Below are 17,757 nucleotides of genomic sequence, written 5' to 3' on the forward strand. Positions count from 1 at the left end.
TTAATAAGTTTATTTACTTACTTCGAGTACAATTACATTATCGATTTCGTTATTTGTAAAACCAGTTGTAATATCTGCAGATCCATTTTTTAAACTATACTTAACCGGAGTTTTATCTTTTAGCAGGTATGCTTTGGATATTTTTTTAAAGGGTACCTGATCGAATAAAACTGATGCATTTTTGCTATCAAGAATGTGAATGTATATTTTATTGTCTTTTTGGCTAACGCTTCCCCATGCTTGTGGCTTAATGAAACCCGCTTTTGTACCGTAAATACTTTCACCGTAAACTTTTAACCAAGCACCCACCCCGGCAAGTCTGTTTTGAAATTCGGGCTGGATTTTGCCGCTTGGCATCGGGCCAATATTAAGCAATAAATTTGCACCAAGGCTGGCTGCCTTTACAAGCATACCTACAAGTTTTTTATCGCTTTTATAGCTGGTATCGCTAAGGTTATAGCCCCAGGAGTTTGATATAGTTTCGCAGGTTTCGAGCGGCAATTTATCTGAAGCTTTTTGAAAACTCAATCCTGAGCTGTTCTCTCCTGGCAAATCACGCTCAAACATCTGAAAATCTTCTCCAGGAAAAGGTGTTAAATGATGGTTATTACCAATCATGCACTGTGGTTGTAATTTATGAATTAAGCTATAAATTTCATCATATTTCCAGTCGAGCCTCGAAGTACGGTTTGTTGCTCCTTCTGGTGGTGTTTGGTCCCAATGCCCATCAAACCAGATACCACCAATTTCGCCGTAATTTGTCAGCAGCTCTGTAAGCTGGTTTTTCATAAACTGCAGGTAACTGGCATAATCGCTTTTACCGGTTCTTCCCGAAAATTGCCCTGTTCTGCCGGTTTCCCTCGGATAATCATCCCTACGCCAATCGAGTAATGAGTAATATAAATAAAGCTGTATCCCCTGTTTATGGCATTCATCGGCAAATAGCTTAACAATATCCTTTTTATAAGGCGAATTCATGATGTTAAAATCCGAATACTTTGTATCCCACATGCTAAAACCATCGTGGTGACGGGTAATCAGCGTTATGTACTTCATCCCTGCATTTTTTGCCATACTTACATAAGCGGCAGCATCAAAATCAACCGGGTTAAAAAAGTCTTTCAAATTGGTGTAGTTATGAACAGTAAGTTTACGGTCGTTCATCACCCATTCGCCACTGCCGGGGATACTGAATGGCCCCCAATGAATAAACAAGCCAAAACCGGCATCGCTAAACCATGCTCTTTGTTTCAAATTTGGTGCTGATGGCGTATATTCCTGTGCATTTACATGAATAAAGCCTATTAATATGATAACAATAAGCAAAAGTCTTTTCATCGGTTTATATTAAAAGATTAATCGATACTTGCAGTTTCCTTTATTGGCTTGCCAATTACCTTATAATTTCCATCGCCTTTTAAAATAGCTAGCATCTGGTTCTGATTGCTAAAAACTGATTTTGCAGCAGCCAGTTCTTTGTCGTACTGAAAACTTTGTTCTATCCGGCCTTTTTCATAAAAATACCGGCTAATAATCTGTGTTTCGAGCACTCTTTTTATTTCTGCTTTATGATTCGCCAGATCGGCCTTTTTCGCCGAGATCAGTTTGTTTTTCAGGTTCTCCAGATCAGCTTTTACTTCAGCTGTCTTGTTTTCCTTATCCGCTTCGTAACGTAACTCAGTTAGTAATCTTTCTGTCCGGCTTTGATAGCTTAAATCTTTATCAGCAAGTGAATTTGCGAAAGCTGTATAATCGGCGTCGGTAAGTTGAAAACTTTTCGCCGATGACAGTGTTGGTTTTTCTTTTTTATACAGATTAGCATAGTTAAAAAACATGCTTTTATTAATCATGGCGATGGTTATCGGGCTTAGTTTTACGGCATCAACCACAATATCCGGATATACCCCGTTTCCACTATATACATTTCTGCCTGCTTTGGTTTGGTACATGGTTACCGTCGAATCGGCAAAGCGTTCGGCAATACCATCGGCATTTTTATGAGCATAATCCAGTTTCTGAATACACCTTCCGGATGGCGTGTAATATTTAGCCACAGTAACTTTTACCAAACTGTTGTACGGAAGGTTAAAAGTTTGCTGCACTAAGCCTTTTCCATAACTGCGCTGACCAATTACAATCGCCCGGTCTAAATCCTGTAACGAACCGGCAACGATTTCTGAAGCAGAAGCCGAGTTGCTGTTAACCAAAACAACCAGTGGTACTGATGGCGAGATAGGCTGAAACTGCGTTTTATAAGTGATGGTTTTCTCTACATTTTTGCCTTTCTGCGTAACCACCAGCTGATCGCGATCTACAAAAAGGTTTACGATTTTAACGGCTTCCTGCAAAATACCACCGCCGTTATTCCGTAAATCAAGCACAATGCCTTTAGGGTTTTCCTTATTTAAACTCACTAAGGCATCCTTAACTTCCTGACCAGAATTTTCTAAAAACTTATCTAATCGGATATAGCCAATACCATCACCAACCATACCATAATAAGAAACATTTGGTTGTTTTATTTCCTCGCGGGTAATTTTTTTAACAATTTCTTTTCCATCGCGGATGATGGTTAAATCGACAGGGGTTCCTTTAGGGCCACGAAGCAGCTGGCTAATCTGTGCACGGTCTTTCCCTTTAATTTCGATATTATTTATTTTTGTGACTTGATCACCAGCCTTTACATCCGATTTATTTGCGGCATAACCTTCACTTACCTCATTAACGAAAAGTTTACCATCAATAATAACGGTTCCTGCACCAATACCACCATATTGTGTGCTTACGTATTTTAGTTTATAATCTTCGATTTCCGACTCGGGCACATACTCGGTATAAGGATCAAGGCTCTCGAGCATGGCATCGATACCTGTTTTCATTAAATCAGGCGCACTGGTTTCATCAACATAATTAATGTTAATCTCTTTATATAAGGAAGCGAAAATATCTAGGTTTTTGGAAACCAGAAATAAATCTTCTTTGAAAGAAAAGGATAAAACTGCAATGCCTGAAACAGCCGCGAAGATTAGGTATTTAAATTTTTTCATCCCTTTTAATTTTTTATAGCTGCTGATAAGAAATTGATCTTTTCAGCCTAATTAATAAATTATACACCGTAAATGTACAAAAAGGGATAAAGATTATGAACAGGCTAAATGGCCTGATGCGTAATTTAATCGTTAGTAATTAAAGACGGTTGCCTTTAGTATCGGCAAGTGCTTTTTGAAGGGTAAACTCTACATAAGTACGATCGCGTTTTACCAATCGCATAATATCATCAACCAGTTTATCTTCATTTCCAGGCGTAAAATCCAAAGGTTCGGCAACAAGATCACGGTATTTTCTTAAAAACTTAATTTTAACCTTTTCTGCGTTATCTTTTGTTAATTGGAAGTTTGCCATCTTTAAAATTGATTTGCTACAAAAGTAAAAATATTTATGTTTGATTAACACGTTTTTAAATCAAAAACAGAAAAAAAATCAACCCGTATTTACTTTAGCATGATAATTGTGTTAAAAGTGCGTTATAACAAAAAATATAACCCACAAAAACTTAGACACAATGAAAAAACTTATCTTCTCTATTGTTTTCCTAACCATAGGTTGGGCAACAACTCAGGCTCAAACTTTTAACCTTGGCGTTAAGGCGGGGGTTAACCTTGCAAAAATAAATGCCGACTTCGCGAGCGAAGAAAATCGTTTAGGCTATCAGATCGGTGCCTGGGCCCGTATTGGTGGTGCCAGTTTCTATGTACAACCCGAAGCCTATATTGGCAGTAAAGGCAATAAATTCATCAGTTTTACTAACAACAGCAACACTGAAATTGCTGCTGAAGGAAAAGTAAAATTTACCACTTTAGATATTCCTGTTTTATTGGGTACAAAATTTGGAAGTAAAAACCTGAATTTCCGTGTTATGGCCGGACCTGTGCTATCGTTGGTGCTTGATGACAGCTCAACGTTTAATTCGGCGTACCAGCAAGCTACCGATTTTAGCAATTACAAAAACCAGGCGTTCGGCCTTCAGGCAGGTGCTGGTGTAGATGTTGGCGCTATCTCTGTTGATTTACGTTACGAGGCTGGCTTAACCAACATTAGCAAAAGTGAAAAATATAAGCAAACACCAAACTTGTTCCAATTAAGTTTAGGTTTCAAAATTTTGTAAGCATGTACATTTTTTAAAAAAAGGCGGCCAATGGCCGCCTTTTTTTGTTTAAGCAACTATTTCAGTATCGTTAAGCTACCTGTCAGCTTACCGCAGGTTGTTTTTAAATCTATTAAATAATAATAAACGCCAACCGATAATGGTTTGCCGTTATGTGTGCCATCGAATTCTTTACCGTAGCCTTTGGAATAAAAAACTTTATCACCATTCCGGTTAAAAACGTAAAATTCTGCATCAGGATAATTTGCTGCTCCTGCTATTTTCCAGGTATCATTTGTTCCATCACCATTTGGAGTAATACTGTTTGGCACCAGCAAAACTTTGTTCTCAAGCTGTGTAAAATCAATACTTTCTGTGCTAACTGTACAACCGAATTTATCGGTAACCGTTAATGTATATTTGTCGGGTTTAATGTTTTCAATATTCAAGCCTTCAAAAACAGTGTTCCCATCGGCATTAATCCAATTATAAGCATATGGAGCTGTGTTACCAACAATTTCTATTCCGCTTGTACTGATTGTTTTTCCGTCGCAGCTAATAAATTGCTGCATTTTGGAAAGGTTAATTATTGGTGGCGAAGTGATTCCTACACTGAAAACACCTGCCACATTGGTACAACTGCTCCCATTTGATGCCGTTAAGGTATAATTGCCGGCGAAAACATTTTCGAGCATTTCGGTATTTCCTACTACATTACCCTTTTCGTCGCTCCAGGTAAAAACAGTAGGGCTTTCCGTTTCATAGCCCAGAACAGTGATGCTTCCATTCTTTTCATTGCAGCTTGCAGGGATAATTGTACTTGCTTTTACTTTATAATTTACGGCAATATTTTTAATGGTATAGCTTGCTGAAAGCACATCGCAACCACCGGGCTGACCAGCCTTTAAATAGTAAGTACCTGCAGGGACATTTGTTAAATCTTTTGTGTTACCAACCTGTTCGTTAGCCGCATTGAGCCAGGTAAAAACGCTCGCATCGCTAATGGTTAAACCAGTGATGCTCCCATTTGCAGCACCACAATAGGCATCGGCTATTTTTTTCGATACATCGGAAATTAATGGTTTCGAAAATCCTGATGTTGCCCCATCAGGATTTGTTCCTGTACTGGTTAAACCGCCGGTTAAGGGTCCATTATATTGCCAGTTGCCGCTTGCATCAGTTTGCAGAGTGGCAATCCAGTACTTTCCCTGGCAATCCGGACATTCATCATCATAAAAAAGTTCTACGGTAGCATTTGGAAGGTAGATACCTGAAGCAGAATTTGCAGTTATTGTATTGATTCTTGATGGTGTAATTGTTTTGCCATCGGGTAAATCTTTAAATTCTATAGCCGATTTACGATTACAAAATATACTGTTTTTCAAAATCGATACCGGGTAAGAAAAATCAACCTGTATTGCCTGCTCATTGTAAGCAATAACATTTTGCGCTGTTATTGAAGCTCCGCCAATTACACCAGCGCCACAGTTATAGAGTTCGATACCATATTTGGTATTGCCAAAATCCTGATTCGCCAGTGCAGTACCGATGGTATTCCTTGTAACACGATACCCACCTTTGATGTTATCAATCATGATGCCCTTCTGCTGAGAGACAATCATGTTATCTGTAATAACAACATTTGCATTTTGGCCATTTGCAAAAATCCCTGTTGCCAGTTCAGAAGGGAAATTTTTAGTTTTAGTTATATCCAGTCCAATTACATTAAATGATACATTGATAGTACCACTCAAGCCGCCCAGTGAAACTGCATTTGAATTGGCACTGATTAAGTTTCCGAAACTTGCATCCAGACCACCGATAGTTGAATTTTTTAAATAACTTAAATCAATACCAACAACATTTGCCGCTACGATTAATCCTGTTGGGTCTAAACCAATTATATTGGCTGATACAGTAATATCATCTAAATTGCTAGGCGTTGCTGGCGAAATAACTGAGGTGTAATTACCCCCAAAACAATTTTGTTTGTTTGGCGATCCAATAGTGATGTGCGAGGCATTTTTCAGAAAAACACCAGCTTTTCGCTCATCTGCCGGAACACCGGTTTGAGAAAGAAAATTACTGAAATAAATGCCATAAATCTGAATATTTTCTACCCCATCAATTACTAAACCATGATAAAAAATGCCGGAAGCCCTCACCAGTTTAATTTTTATACTCGTACTCCCAAATAATGCCGAAGGCTGTGTTGTGGCATCAATGATTAAATTAGCACTCAATGGTGGTAATTCTGTTGTTAAGCTGATTGTTGCATCGTCTATTGTTAGTGCAGGTATATTAAAAATAATGTTATCAAGTGTTGCTATGCCGTTTGCATTGGCATCTGATATGGCCTGCCTAAGGGAGCCCGCACCTGCATTTGAGTTATTTAAAACTGTAAATGTTGCAGCTTTTATTTGAATCCCGAAAGAAATCAAAACAAATAAAATACAAACAAATTTCATAGTAAAACAAGATACGATATTTTGAAATCAGGTAAAAAAAAAGTCCTGATTTACATCAGGACTTAAAAATGCTAATTCAACCAGTTTACTGATTAGCAGTATTATCAAGCAGAGGTCTGTTTGTTGCGGTTGCCGAAGTTACAGTCATATCGCCTCTTGCCCCTACAGTATAAGTTCTTCCGCCAAGAAAAGCAACGACACCATTTGTAGTACCATTTCTTGAAATGATATTCGTTGATGAGGAAGGATATCTTACGTACAGTTCATAACTTCCGATAGGAACGGCAATAAATGCTGAACCAGCTTTATAGCCAATATTTGTTGCAACAACAGTTTCAACCGCCGTAACTGAATTTTTAATCACAAGGTTCATTGCTGCTGTTCCATTTGGGATCGCATTTACAAAACGTACATAAGAAACCGTATTGCTAGCAGAAGCAGCAGGTAAAACATCTTCTAAAACAAATGATTCGGCTATTTTAGTTGTGCTGTTGTAAATTCCACTGGTATAAAATGAATAATATTTACCGTTTGTTAATGTTGGGCTCACTTCAGAAATGGAAACATTTGCATTTGCTGCAGCGGTAGAAGGAATAATGCCATTAATTTTATATGTTCCTCCTGCGATAGCACTATAATTTGAAGCCGGATAAACAGCTCCATAAGCAGTACCTGCTGTGCTTTCAGAACCCGTTGCGCTCAAAATGCCTGATACTTTTACACCATTGGCATAAAAATTTACTGATGGTGCGCCTGCGGCAAAATTGAAATATTTAATCCTTGCATTGTTTGCAACATCCAGAGGTAAATCAATCACTTGTATGGAGTTGTCTTTCTTACATGAAAAACTAAAAACTGAGGCCAGTGTTACCGCCAGTATACCTATATATTTTATTTTCATAACTAGCTAATTAAGGTTGAATAATCCAGGTTTGTTTAGTGTGATAATCTGTTGCCAAACCTCCAATAACATTTAACGCGGCACGGTTCCAAACATATTCTGAATTATAACGTGGGCGAATTCTGTAAGCTGGTTTACCTGCATTATCTGAATATAATGTTGTTGGGAAAACATAGCCAAGATATACCTGTTTACCGGTAGCAGGATCTGCATCAGTATAGTGAAATCTTCTCAAGTCCATCCATGTTTCTAAATGACCCCAGCCCCATTGCGCAATGTACTTCTGACACATAATTTGTGTTAAAGTTAAATCGGCAGCATTAGCTGGCACAATTAAAGGAGAGCTTAAATAAGCCGTTTTTTCAGCACTTGTAATTTGTGTTGGTGATTGGTTATCCTCAATGTTTCTTGCATTAACGAAATCAATATGCGACGAAACACCATTTGTGTATGCAATTAAAGCGGTTGCTTTATCTCCTTTTCTAAATGCAGCCTCAGCTTTAATGAATTGTAATTGAGAATAAGTCATTACCGGTAGCTTACACTTATCAGAAAAGATATATCTTCCTTGTGTGTTGGCTGCCGGCGCAGAAATTGAAGCTAGATTCCAAAAGTTATTTGGCAATTGGCTTGCTGTAAAAGCCCCTGTTCCTGCAGCAGTAACAATACCTCTATAAACGCCATCCGGTGCGGGCGCAAGCATTCTGCTCATACGTGGATCTGTAACGCCTGTAAACTGAGTTCCATTCATTAAGTTAACAATGAAAGATGTTTGTCTATAAGTTTGCATGTTACCCCTTGTTGGACCTAAAAAGTTTCGATCATCATTACCGGTAACACCTGGATAAGCCATCAGCGCATCATCAGCATTACTGGTGAAAGATTTATCAACCGCAGCTATTACATCATCTGGTTTATATGTCGATTTATTGCTATAGTGATTTAGGTTTAAAGCTAGCATTGCATAAGCAAGTTTTAACCATTTTGTACGGTCGCCTTTATAAATCAAATCGGTTTTACCTAAAAAGGCAGCATCAACGGCACCGTCTGTTCGTTGTAAGTTAGTAATGGCTGCATTTAGCAAACGCTGCACTTCTTGATAAGCATATTCCTGAGTATCGTAATCGAATACGTATTTAGTTGGATCAATAGCTTGTTTAACAATAATTTCACCATGAACATCAGTAATAGATTGCCAACCCCATGCTTTCAAAATCTGGCCAACACCCAATAAATCCCAACGTTGCTCTGCTTCAGCCTTAGTGTTCATATCGACTAGGTTTTGGCCTAAGCTCCAATAAACATCTCTCCAAAGTTCCGCACCATTATCAGAAGAAGGGTCATAGCCTTGCAAGTCCCAGGTTGTACCCGCTGTAGTCGAGGTCCAGTTTTGTGTATATCTACCAATAAATCTTCCATCGTATTGTGGTGCGGTTACCATCCAGTGTATCATCGGCGACAGGTATAAATTGGCTGTTACCGTTTGAGGGGCATTTGGATTGGTATTTACATCCAGATATTTTTTACAACTGCTAACGGAGAATAAAAGTCCGGTTAACAATATTAAATATATTTTTTTCATAATCTTTTCTATTATAATCCAATCTTAATTCCAAAGTTTAAACCAATTGGCATTGGGAAGTTTCCGTAGTCAATACCTGATGCTCCTGAACCACCTACTGCGGCCGTATTTCCATTTACAACCGGATCTAATCCGGTATAATTTGTAATCAGGAATAAATCGGTACCAGTTACAAAAATGCTTGCACTCTTAATAAATTTTTGTTTACTAAGCATGGTTTGTGGTAATCTGTAATTGAATGTAACATCGCGTAATCTAATCCAGTTGATATCTTTTTCAATAAATAATTCTTCGCTGGCCGTAGAGTAGAAACCATTTTGATAGTAAGGAACAAATGAAATATTATTTACCGTTGGATTAGCGGTATTTTCTCTTCCATCCTGCAACACCCCAGGGATTATTCTAGGTGTCATCCTATCCAAAGTGTTCGTACTTAAGCCTAAAGTTGTTAAAAAGTGCTGCGTGGCATTTAACACATCCCCGCCTTTTCTGATATCAAGCAAGAATGACAACGACATGTTTTTGTATGTAAACGTGTTCGTTAAACCAATTGAAAAATCAGGCTGTCTGTCATAACCGCCTTCAATAAAGGTTGTTGAACGAACCGGTACTCCAGTACTTGGATTAATTAATAATTGACCTTGATTATTACGTAAATAGAATAGCCCTGTTAAAGATCTGGTAGAAAATCCAGGGGTGTTACCATTACGCACGTTTGCATATAACCAGGTATCAGAAACGTAAGATTCAGGCAGGTCGTTAGGTAACGAAAGCACTTTTCCTCTTGCCGATTCAAAGTTCGCTAACACATCCCAGTTGAAATTCTTTGTTTTAACAGGTGTACCGCGTAAAGTAATTTCGACACCTTGATTTCTTGTAGAGCCACCATTTAGGTTTAATAAAATAAAACCTGTAGCATAACTGCTTCTGATATCATTTACAATCTGATCGGTTGTTTCTTTACGGTATGCAGTTACATCCAAACCTAAACGGTTATTAAGAAATGCAAATTCAGCTCCGAATTCATAAGATTTTGCAAATTCAGGTTTTAAACCAGGGTTTGGCCCTGTAAAACCATATCCATAGCCTCCGCCAGATGTTGTTTTGTTTTCTAGCGTTGGTACATAAGCATATGGCCTTGCATCTTTACCTACGTTAGCATAAGCTGCTCTTAATTTACCATAAGAGAATATATTTTTTAAACCTTTAAATGCAGGAACATCAGTAAATACAAAACTTCCCTGAACCGAAGGATACCAGAATGAATAACGATCGATTGGAATAGTAGACGTACGGTCGTTACGGATCGTTCCCGTTAAGAATAAATAATTTTTGTAGTCAAACGTTGCTCTTGCAAAGAAACTTACCAAACGACGTTGACTAATTGATGTTCTAACCAGTTTCGTAGCAACGTTATTCAATGAATTGAAATTTGGATCAAGAAATCCTTCACCATAACCTGCATCAACATTCGACTTTAAATTTTGTAATGAATTACCAATAGTAGCATCGAAAGAGATATCGCTGGTTAACTTTTGTTTTTCAATATTAATTAAATTCTGAAGATTAATGTTTCTTGTAATGTCATTCGCAACATCAATTGTACCGCCTCGGCTAAAAGCTGAAGCACTTTCTGGGTGACGAACAATTAAGTTTTGATTGGTGTATGAATCGACACCTACATTAGATTTAACGTTAACTCCTTTAAATGGTGTAATTGTTAAACCTAAATTAGAGATAATACGATTCGTTTTAGAGTTGATGATGTTTTTATTGACATTAAAATAAGGGTTATCAATCTCTGCATTACCTGCTGAACCAAAAGCTAACAACCTTCTGGTTCCGGCGGCATTTAAATAATTTGTAGCATCATCTGTTTGTGGCCAAACCAATAAACCAAGCAAAGGACCAATACTACCTTTAAGCGGTTGATCATTCACCGAATAACTGTAGTTCATCGATAAATCTGTTTTTAACCAGCTGTTAACAATACCTTGCGAAGCTCCTGTTAAGTTAATTCTCTGATAAGCTGAATTAGGAACCACACCTCCCTGGTCTGTATATGATGTTGAAATACGGTAATTTACTTTGTCAGAACCACCCTCAAATGATAAATTGTGTTTTTGCGTAAAGCCCGTCTGGAAGAAGTCTTTAACGTTATCGTAAAACTGTGTTCCAGCAGGATAAGCCGGGCCAAAATATTGATAGATATTATTAAGTGTTGACACAGAATTTGGAACACCTGCACCTCCCAAACCATATTCCTTTTGAAGCTCAGGATACTTTCTGGTTGTTTCTACTCTGAAACTGTTACTGTAATTTACAGCGCCAGCACCAGCTTTAGCTCTTTTCGTTGTAATTACGATTGCACCGTTCGCTGCATCAATACCATAAAGTGCAGCAGCCTCAGGCCCTTTCAAAACCACTAATGATTCGATATCCTCAGGGTTAATATCTGCTGAACGGTTAGTGAAATCGACACCACGGTTACTAAAAGCAGTGTTAGAACTTGCATCAGATACAAATGCCGAAGTGTTTAATGTTTTATTGTCAATTGGTAAACCATCCACAATCATTAATGGCTGGTTGCTTCCGCTGATTGAACTTACACCACGAATGGTAATTGATGATGATGCACCTGGAACACCCGATGAACTTGTAACCTCCACACCGGCAACACGCCCCTGTAATGCATTAATAAAGTTTTCACGTTGTGTTTCCGCAATTGCAGCACCGGAAACTGTTTGCTGTGATGTACCCAGCTCACGTTTTTTAACGGTATTACCTAATGCGGTAATTACCACTTCATCCAGGCCTTTAGCATCTGATTGAAGCGTAACGTTAATAACTGTATTGGAACCAACTGCTCTTTCGGTAGTGGCATAGCCAATATAAGAGAAAGTTAAAACATCTGTTCTGGATGCTTTAATCGAGTAAGTACCATCTCCATTGGTTTGAGAAACCACTGCGGTTCCTTTAACTTTAACGGAAACGCCTGGCATTGGTCCGTCAGATGACGAAACCTTACCGGTAACGGTTATTTGCTGCGCAATGGCATGAGCCAGCAACAAAAACGTACCAATAAAAATTAGGAGTAGCTTTTTTTTCATAAACTGCCAATTAGGTTAGTAAAATGTTTAGTTGTTTGTAGTTAGTTTGTTTTGCCAAAAAACACGCACAATACCGCACGTTTTTCAATATTAAGCTAATATCATAAATGTTTTTAATTAAAAAAACAATTTAACAAACTATTTTAAGCCGTCATGCAAAATATAGCTGCACAAAACCGCACAAAAACGCAAATAATTGTTTTTTTTCATATATTAGTAATGACCAATCATTAATTATGTTAAAGAAAGAACGCCATGATTTCATCATGCGCCAGATTAACCTGCACAACAGGGTGTTAACATCCGATTTAGTGCAATTACTAAACGTATCGGAAGATACCATCAGAAGAGACTTACAGGAACTTGTGGATTTGGGGCTTCTTTTTAAAGTGCATGGAGGTGCATTATCTAAATCTTATCATTCTTCATTTGATGATAGCACAGTTTATGCCAGGGACAGCAAGATCATTATTGCAAAAAAAGCTACTACTTTAATAAAGGATGGAATGGTTGTTTTAACCGGTGGGGGCACCACAATTCTTGAGTTTGTAAAGCAACTACCAGAAACACTTGCAGCAACATTTTTTACCATAAGCCCTTTAGTAGCCGTAGAACTGGCCAAATACAGCAATATTGAAGTAATCCTGATTGGTGGCTTGTTTTCAAAAAATTCGCAGATAACCTATGGCGGTCATGTAATTAATCAACTTGCAGAAATTAAAGTCGATTTATGCCTCATGGGGACCAGTGCCATTCATCATGAAGAAGGATTAACTGATACCGACTGGGAAATTAACCAGTTAAAAAAAGCGATGCTGGCGGCTTCAAAAAAATCGGCGGTACTTTGCATATCAGAAAAAATCGGCATTTCGCTGCGTTTAAAGGTTTGCCCCATTGAAAGCATCAGTTATCTGGTAACCGAACTCAATAAGGATGATGAGGCACTAGAAAGCTATCGAGTAAAGCACACGCATATCCTTTAAAAAATTCGTTTTTTAAATCTTCGAATGATAAAGAAAGAATTACTATAAACTGTTTCTTAAAATAACAAAAGGCGCCCTAAATTAGAGCGCCTTTTATTTCATTAGAATGTTGGATCTGCAGGAGTATTAGGATTATTATCCCGCTCCTGGAATGGATAAGGGAAGAAATTTCTTTTCCTATCTGCCGTGGGCTGATTAAATCGCCTCATATCTTCGAGCTTTAAGCCCGACATATAAAGCTCGATACAACGATGTTTGTAAATTAAATCGAGTAATTGCTGCTGCGTATATGGCCCGGTTAAAACCGGAAGCGCGGCACCCACCCCGAAAGGATCAGAAGCTGCAGTTTTAGTAACTACTTTATTCAATTCGGTTAAAGCATTGGTTAAATCAGGTTGTCTAGCATAAACTTCTGCTTTAATTAATGTCATTTCGCCAGGCAGGTAAATTGGAAATGCACTTGCTGCTGCTGCCCCAAAGCCACTAATGCGAACTGTTGGCGCAATCGTATTTGTTGTGGTATAAAACGTAACGCGTTTATCGGCCGCATCAGGGATATTTGCCCCTGTTAAACCTAAGTTTGCATTTGTTGGCTGGAAAACATTATTTGTTGATGTAGCTACCTCGAAAATCGGATTTAGAGTAATTGCATCAAAATTAAATGATGATCTTTTGGTTAAGTCCACGAGGTTTGCCGTTGTTAAAGCCAGTGAATAATTTCCTGCGAATAATGCATAGCGAGCTTTCAAGGCATATAAAGTGTTGGTGATGTCAATCCCTGCCGGAATTTGCGCCAGAAAAGTAGCACTTACCGGATTGGCACCAATTACTGAAATCGCATTATCGATTACTGAAATTGCACGATTAAAGCCTTCAACCCTGGTAATAAAATTAACATTCGTTCCAACCGAGGCCGGAACCTTCTCCCAATACTGAGACATATTTCCAATTGCAAGTGCCTTAAAAATACTTGAATAAGCTATTAAACCTGCAGCATAATTTTTGTCGGCAAGTGTTCCGGCATTTGTAATTACATTATCAGCATCGTAAATAATTTTATTTGCATTGGCCCACATGTTTAGCAGGATAGAGTTGGTTCCATCTACTGCGTTCCCTCCGGTACTTAATTGTAATTCGGGTATATTACCAGAGTTCAGCAGAAAAATTTCATTAGTTACAAAACCATTGGCAGTAACTGAATTAAAAAGCAAACCTGGCCTGCTAACTGTATAAACCCTTTGTAAGCCAACAGAAACGCCCGTTAAACCTTTTGATGATGCCAGCACGTCGGTAGCCATTGCCCCATTAGGGTCTTTGTATTCTTTTTTGCACGAAAACAACATGAATGAAGCTGTAATCATTATCAAAAAAGACGAATATTTTATGTTGATTCTTTTCATAATAATTAATTTTTAGGAATTAAAATTTAGCCTGTAAACCCAAAGAAAATGTACGCGGAATTGGCACGGAGCCAAAATCAATATTTCTCAAAATTGTCGATTGGCCTCCTGAGTTTAACTCAGGATCATATCCTTTGTAATTATCCCAGCTAAATAAGTTCCGTCCGCTCACATTAATTGTTAAATCTCTTACAAAAGAAACTTTACCTAAATTATAGCTTAATGAAATCTCTCTTAATTTAACAAAAGAGCCATCATCAATACGCCATTCTTCTGTTGCATAAACGCCTGCGATATATCCCCTTGGCAATTGCCCCAGATCTTCCTGCTCAGCAACTTTACCATTTCCAACCCCTTGTCTGGTACGCCAGTCGGCATTCCAAACTTCACCACCCTGAACAGCATCAAGCTGAATATGTAAGCTTAATCTTTTATAAGTAAAATCGTTAACAAATGATGCGGTATAATCCGGATTTGGATCCCCTAAAACTTTACGAAGTGTTGTACCTGTTGGTAAACCATTGGCATCTCTTTGAACGGTATAGGTTGTAGCGGAAGTTTGCACGCCTCTTTCCAGCTGTGGTATTCCGGCAGCATTGGTTAGCAAGCTTCCATCGGCTTTGCGGGCGAAAAATGTTCCATAGAAAACGCCTATTGGCTGTCCATCAATGATCGCAACCGGAGCACCTGGGTTTGTAGATAATAAACGTAAACCACCAGTACCCACGGCTTTATTTCTGTTTCGGTTAAAAATTACTGTAGAATTCCAGCTAAAATCCTTCGTTTTTAAAGGAACACCACTTACCATTAACTCAAAACCCCTGTTTCTAATCGAGCCTGCATTATCAAGTAAGCTTGAGAAACCTGTTGTTGGTGCAACAACTACCGGAATAAGTAAATCCTTTACGTTTTTATTATACCAGCTAAAAGTTAAGCTTAAGCGGTTATTGAAAAAGGCCATGTCTGTACCGATTTCCAGCTCTTTCTGGCGCTCTGGTTTAACACTTGTATTTGCCAGCTGCCCGCTTGAAACCAATGATATTTTACCAACATAAGAACTCGAAGTATACTCGTTAAAACGATCGTAAGGACCAATTCCGGTTAAATTACCCGACTCGCCATAAGCGGCACGGAGCTTAAAGGCATTCCACCATGAACTTACACCAAAATCTTTCCAGTAATCGGCTGACGAAGGAACATAACTAATATTACCTTTTAAATAATACTGTGTACGGTTATCCTCTCCGAAAACTGTCGATTGATCCACACGAACAGCACCCGTAACAAATAAATGATCTTTGTATTTAAAGTTTTGCTGTAAATACGCTCCAGAAATAGAGAATTCAGATCTTCTGTCGACATTCGGTAAGATAGAACTAGCACCATTTACTGTTTGTACAAAAGGAGCCAAACCTCTTCCATTTAACAAACTATATAAGTCTTTTTGATACTGATAGGAACCACCCAACTGTGTTGTTGAACCTAAAAGAGATGATAACTTCGCATCGTAGGTGAAGTTTAATTCGTTATTAAACAATGTTGTAGTTGCATTGGCAGCACTAGCATAACCATTTAAAGATGGATCTAAAGTTGGGCCGCCGCCATAAAAGCCCGTGCTTACATTATAAGCAAAAGGAGGAATATAGGTTGTTCCATTCTGGATGGTGTTATCAACGCCCATTGTGTAATCAACTGTTAAATTTTTAACCGGATTTAATTTCAATCCGGTATTTGCAATGATCCTGTTAGAAAACTGTCGCTGCTTAATGTCTTCAATAACCGAAACCGGATTAACCCTTCCACGCTCACCAACAGCAAGTAGATTGCCCAGGGCATCACGGGCAAAAATATCATGGAAGTTGCCAATGATGGTTACAGAGTTCATCGGTGAGAAGAAAGAGTTGCCATCAGGTTTTTCATTTGCATCACTATGAACATAATTAAAACCAGCTGTCATTCTTGCCCAGTTGTTAATTTTCTGATCGAGATTGGCTTTGAAATTATAACGGGTAAAATCAGTATTCTTTATGATCCCCTGATTTTTAAAATATCCTGCAGAGGTGTAAAATTTAGTATTATCGTTTCCTCCTGAAACCGATACGGAGTTATCGGTTCCAACACCAGTACGAAAAATGTAATCCTGGTAATTATAACGTGTTACCGGAGTTGTATTGGTTAATGATGGGGTTAAAATATCCTGCGTTTCTGTATTAACAGAGCCACCGAATTTAATTGGTGCCTGATTTACCTCAACTTGTTTACGCAATTCACTAATGGTTAGCGCCGTATTAAAACTAACTTGTGTTGCACCAGATTTACCTCTTTTGGTAAAAATCTGAATAACACCCGCGTTAGCCCTGGAACCATAAATTGCGGCGGCAGCGGCACCATTTAAAACCTCAATGTGATCAATATCAGCTGGGCTGATATCAACCATCCTGTTCTGCCCTATTGAACCAACAAAATTTCCCCCGTCGTAATTGGCAGAGGTATTGGTTACACGTGTAGTTGAGTTGTTCGCGATAACACCATCAATTATATAAAGCGGCTCAGAAGAAGAATAAACGGAACTGATACCCCTTAATCTTACCGACATACCACCCGCCGGATCTCCATTGTTCTGGCTGATTTGTGCTCCAGGTGTTTTTCCCTGCAAAGCAGATAAGACATTTCCACTAGGTGCCTTATTTAAATCATCGCCTTTAACCGTACTTACATAACTTCCCAATTGCTTACGCGTTGTTCCCTGCGATGTACCGGTAACGATAACTTCATCTAAACCTACGGCATCGGTAGCAAGTGCTCCATTGAGCTGAACCTGCTCACTACTACCCAGGTCTACGGCCTGGGTCAAGGTTTTAAACCCTACATAGGATAATTGAATCTGATATTTTCCAGGAGCTAAATCAACAGCAAAAGTATAAGTTCCGTTTGCCGCCGTACTGGTAGCCAGCGTTGTATTTAAGATTTTCACAACCGCTCCAGGTATAGGGTCTTTAGTTGCTGCCTCAGTTACTTTTCCGGTAATGGTATAACGCTTATTCTGAGCGCTTGCCGTATCGGTACACATAACCAGCAAAAATGGGATCATCAAAACTGCAAAAAATCTTGATGACCATTTAAGGTAAATTTTTTCCATAAAATTAGGATTTAGTAAAGATTAGGATTA

General features: G+C 38.5%; 11 protein-coding genes. 2 read left to right on the plus strand and 9 right to left on the minus strand.

All coding sequences use genetic code 11. The features are described from left to right. Positions 1-9: 9 nt before the first annotated feature. The 3 genes from R2R71_RS05420 to R2R71_RS05430 form a co-directional block, all read right to left on the minus strand. Positions 10-1,338, minus strand: coding sequence for an alpha-L-fucosidase (locus tag R2R71_RS05420; protein ID WP_316830237.1), 1,329 nt, complete (start codon positions 1,336-1,338; stop codon positions 10-12). A 17-nt stretch (positions 1,339-1,355) separates the two neighbouring features. Beyond that, complete coding sequence (locus tag R2R71_RS05425) at positions 1,356-3,047, minus strand: S41 family peptidase (protein ID WP_316830238.1); 1,692 nt, start codon at positions 3,045-3,047, stop codon at positions 1,356-1,358. A 139-nt stretch (positions 3,048-3,186) separates the two neighbouring features. Next, a complete protein-coding gene (locus tag R2R71_RS05430; RefSeq protein WP_316830239.1) occupies positions 3,187-3,402 on the minus strand; it encodes a hypothetical protein in 216 nt (71 codons plus the stop codon). Positions 3,403-3,562: 160 nt separating this feature from the next. Here R2R71_RS05430 and R2R71_RS05435 point away from each other — a divergent pair, with 160 nt between their 5' ends. Beyond that, the gene (locus R2R71_RS05435) at positions 3,563-4,165 is read left to right on the plus strand and encodes a porin family protein (protein ID WP_316830240.1); all 603 of its coding nucleotides are present in this window, start codon (positions 3,563-3,565) and stop codon (positions 4,163-4,165) included. Positions 4,166-4,221: 56 nt separating this feature from the next. Here the strand turns inward: R2R71_RS05435 and R2R71_RS05440 are convergent, their stop codons facing one another. The 4 genes from R2R71_RS05440 to R2R71_RS05455 form a co-directional block, all read right to left on the minus strand. Continuing rightward, complete coding sequence (locus R2R71_RS05440; protein WP_316830241.1) at positions 4,222-6,612, minus strand: gliding motility-associated C-terminal domain-containing protein; 2,391 nt, start codon at positions 6,610-6,612, stop codon at positions 4,222-4,224. Positions 6,613-6,697: 85 nt separating this feature from the next. Next, positions 6,698-7,513 carry a DUF4397 domain-containing protein gene (locus tag R2R71_RS05445; RefSeq protein ID WP_316830242.1) on the minus strand — a complete coding sequence of 272 codons (816 nt, stop codon included), beginning with the start codon at positions 7,511-7,513 and terminating at the stop codon, positions 6,698-6,700. A 10-nt stretch (positions 7,514-7,523) separates the two neighbouring features. Further along, a complete protein-coding gene (locus tag R2R71_RS05450) occupies positions 7,524-9,095 on the minus strand; it encodes a RagB/SusD family nutrient uptake outer membrane protein (RefSeq protein WP_316830243.1) in 1,572 nt (523 codons plus the stop codon). A gap of 11 nt (positions 9,096-9,106) precedes the next feature. Then, positions 9,107-12,205 (minus strand): SusC/RagA family TonB-linked outer membrane protein, encoded by a 3,099-nt coding sequence (locus R2R71_RS05455; RefSeq protein ID WP_316830244.1) that lies wholly within the window; start codon positions 12,203-12,205, stop codon positions 9,107-9,109. Between the two features lie 236 nt (positions 12,206-12,441). Here R2R71_RS05455 and R2R71_RS05460 point away from each other — a divergent pair, with 236 nt between their 5' ends. Beyond that, positions 12,442-13,188, plus strand: a complete 747-nt coding sequence (locus tag R2R71_RS05460) for a DeoR/GlpR family DNA-binding transcription regulator (protein ID WP_316830245.1) — start codon at positions 12,442-12,444, stop codon at positions 13,186-13,188. A 101-nt stretch (positions 13,189-13,289) separates the two neighbouring features. On the opposite strand, the gene R2R71_RS05465 is transcribed toward R2R71_RS05460, so the two are convergent. Together R2R71_RS05465 and R2R71_RS05470 are read right to left on the minus strand one after the other, a co-directional pair. Beyond that, positions 13,290-14,588 (minus strand): RagB/SusD family nutrient uptake outer membrane protein, encoded by a 1,299-nt coding sequence (locus tag R2R71_RS05465; RefSeq protein ID WP_316830246.1) that lies wholly within the window; start codon positions 14,586-14,588, stop codon positions 13,290-13,292. A gap of 19 nt (positions 14,589-14,607) precedes the next feature. Further along, positions 14,608-17,727, minus strand: coding sequence for a SusC/RagA family TonB-linked outer membrane protein (locus R2R71_RS05470; protein WP_316830247.1), 3,120 nt, complete (start codon positions 17,725-17,727; stop codon positions 14,608-14,610). Positions 17,728-17,757: the final 30 nt, after the last annotated feature.

This window comes from Pedobacter aquatilis, assembly GCF_032678405.1.
In the GTDB taxonomy this organism is placed as follows: Bacteria; Bacteroidota; Bacteroidia; order Sphingobacteriales; family Sphingobacteriaceae; genus Pedobacter; species Pedobacter aquatilis_A.

Bases quoted from the DNA above. Each gene is read 5' to 3' on its own strand.
- R2R71_RS05420 (WP_316830237.1), bottom strand. From the start codon at position 1,338: ATGAAAAGACTTTTGCTTATTGTTATCATATTAATAGGCTTTATTCAT.
- R2R71_RS05425 (WP_316830238.1), bottom strand. From the start codon at position 3,047: ATGAAAAAATTTAAATACCTAATCTTCGCGGCTGTTTCAGGCATTGCA.
- R2R71_RS05430 (WP_316830239.1), bottom strand. From the start codon at position 3,402: ATGGCAAACTTCCAATTAACAAAAGATAACGCAGAAAAGGTTAAAATT.
- R2R71_RS05435 (WP_316830240.1), top strand. From the start codon at position 3,563: ATGAAAAAACTTATCTTCTCTATTGTTTTCCTAACCATAGGTTGGGCA.
- R2R71_RS05440 (WP_316830241.1), bottom strand. From the start codon at position 6,612: ATGAAATTTGTTTGTATTTTATTTGTTTTGATTTCTTTCGGGATTCAA.
- R2R71_RS05445 (WP_316830242.1), bottom strand. From the start codon at position 7,513: ATGAAAATAAAATATATAGGTATACTGGCGGTAACACTGGCCTCAGTT.
- R2R71_RS05450 (WP_316830243.1), bottom strand. From the start codon at position 9,095: ATGAAAAAAATATATTTAATATTGTTAACCGGACTTTTATTCTCCGTT.
- R2R71_RS05455 (WP_316830244.1), bottom strand. From the start codon at position 12,205: ATGAAAAAAAAGCTACTCCTAATTTTTATTGGTACGTTTTTGTTGCTG.
- R2R71_RS05460 (WP_316830245.1), top strand. From the start codon at position 12,442: ATGTTAAAGAAAGAACGCCATGATTTCATCATGCGCCAGATTAACCTG.
- R2R71_RS05465 (WP_316830246.1), bottom strand. From the start codon at position 14,588: ATGAAAAGAATCAACATAAAATATTCGTCTTTTTTGATAATGATTACA.
- R2R71_RS05470 (WP_316830247.1), bottom strand. From the start codon at position 17,727: ATGGAAAAAATTTACCTTAAATGGTCATCAAGATTTTTTGCAGTTTTG.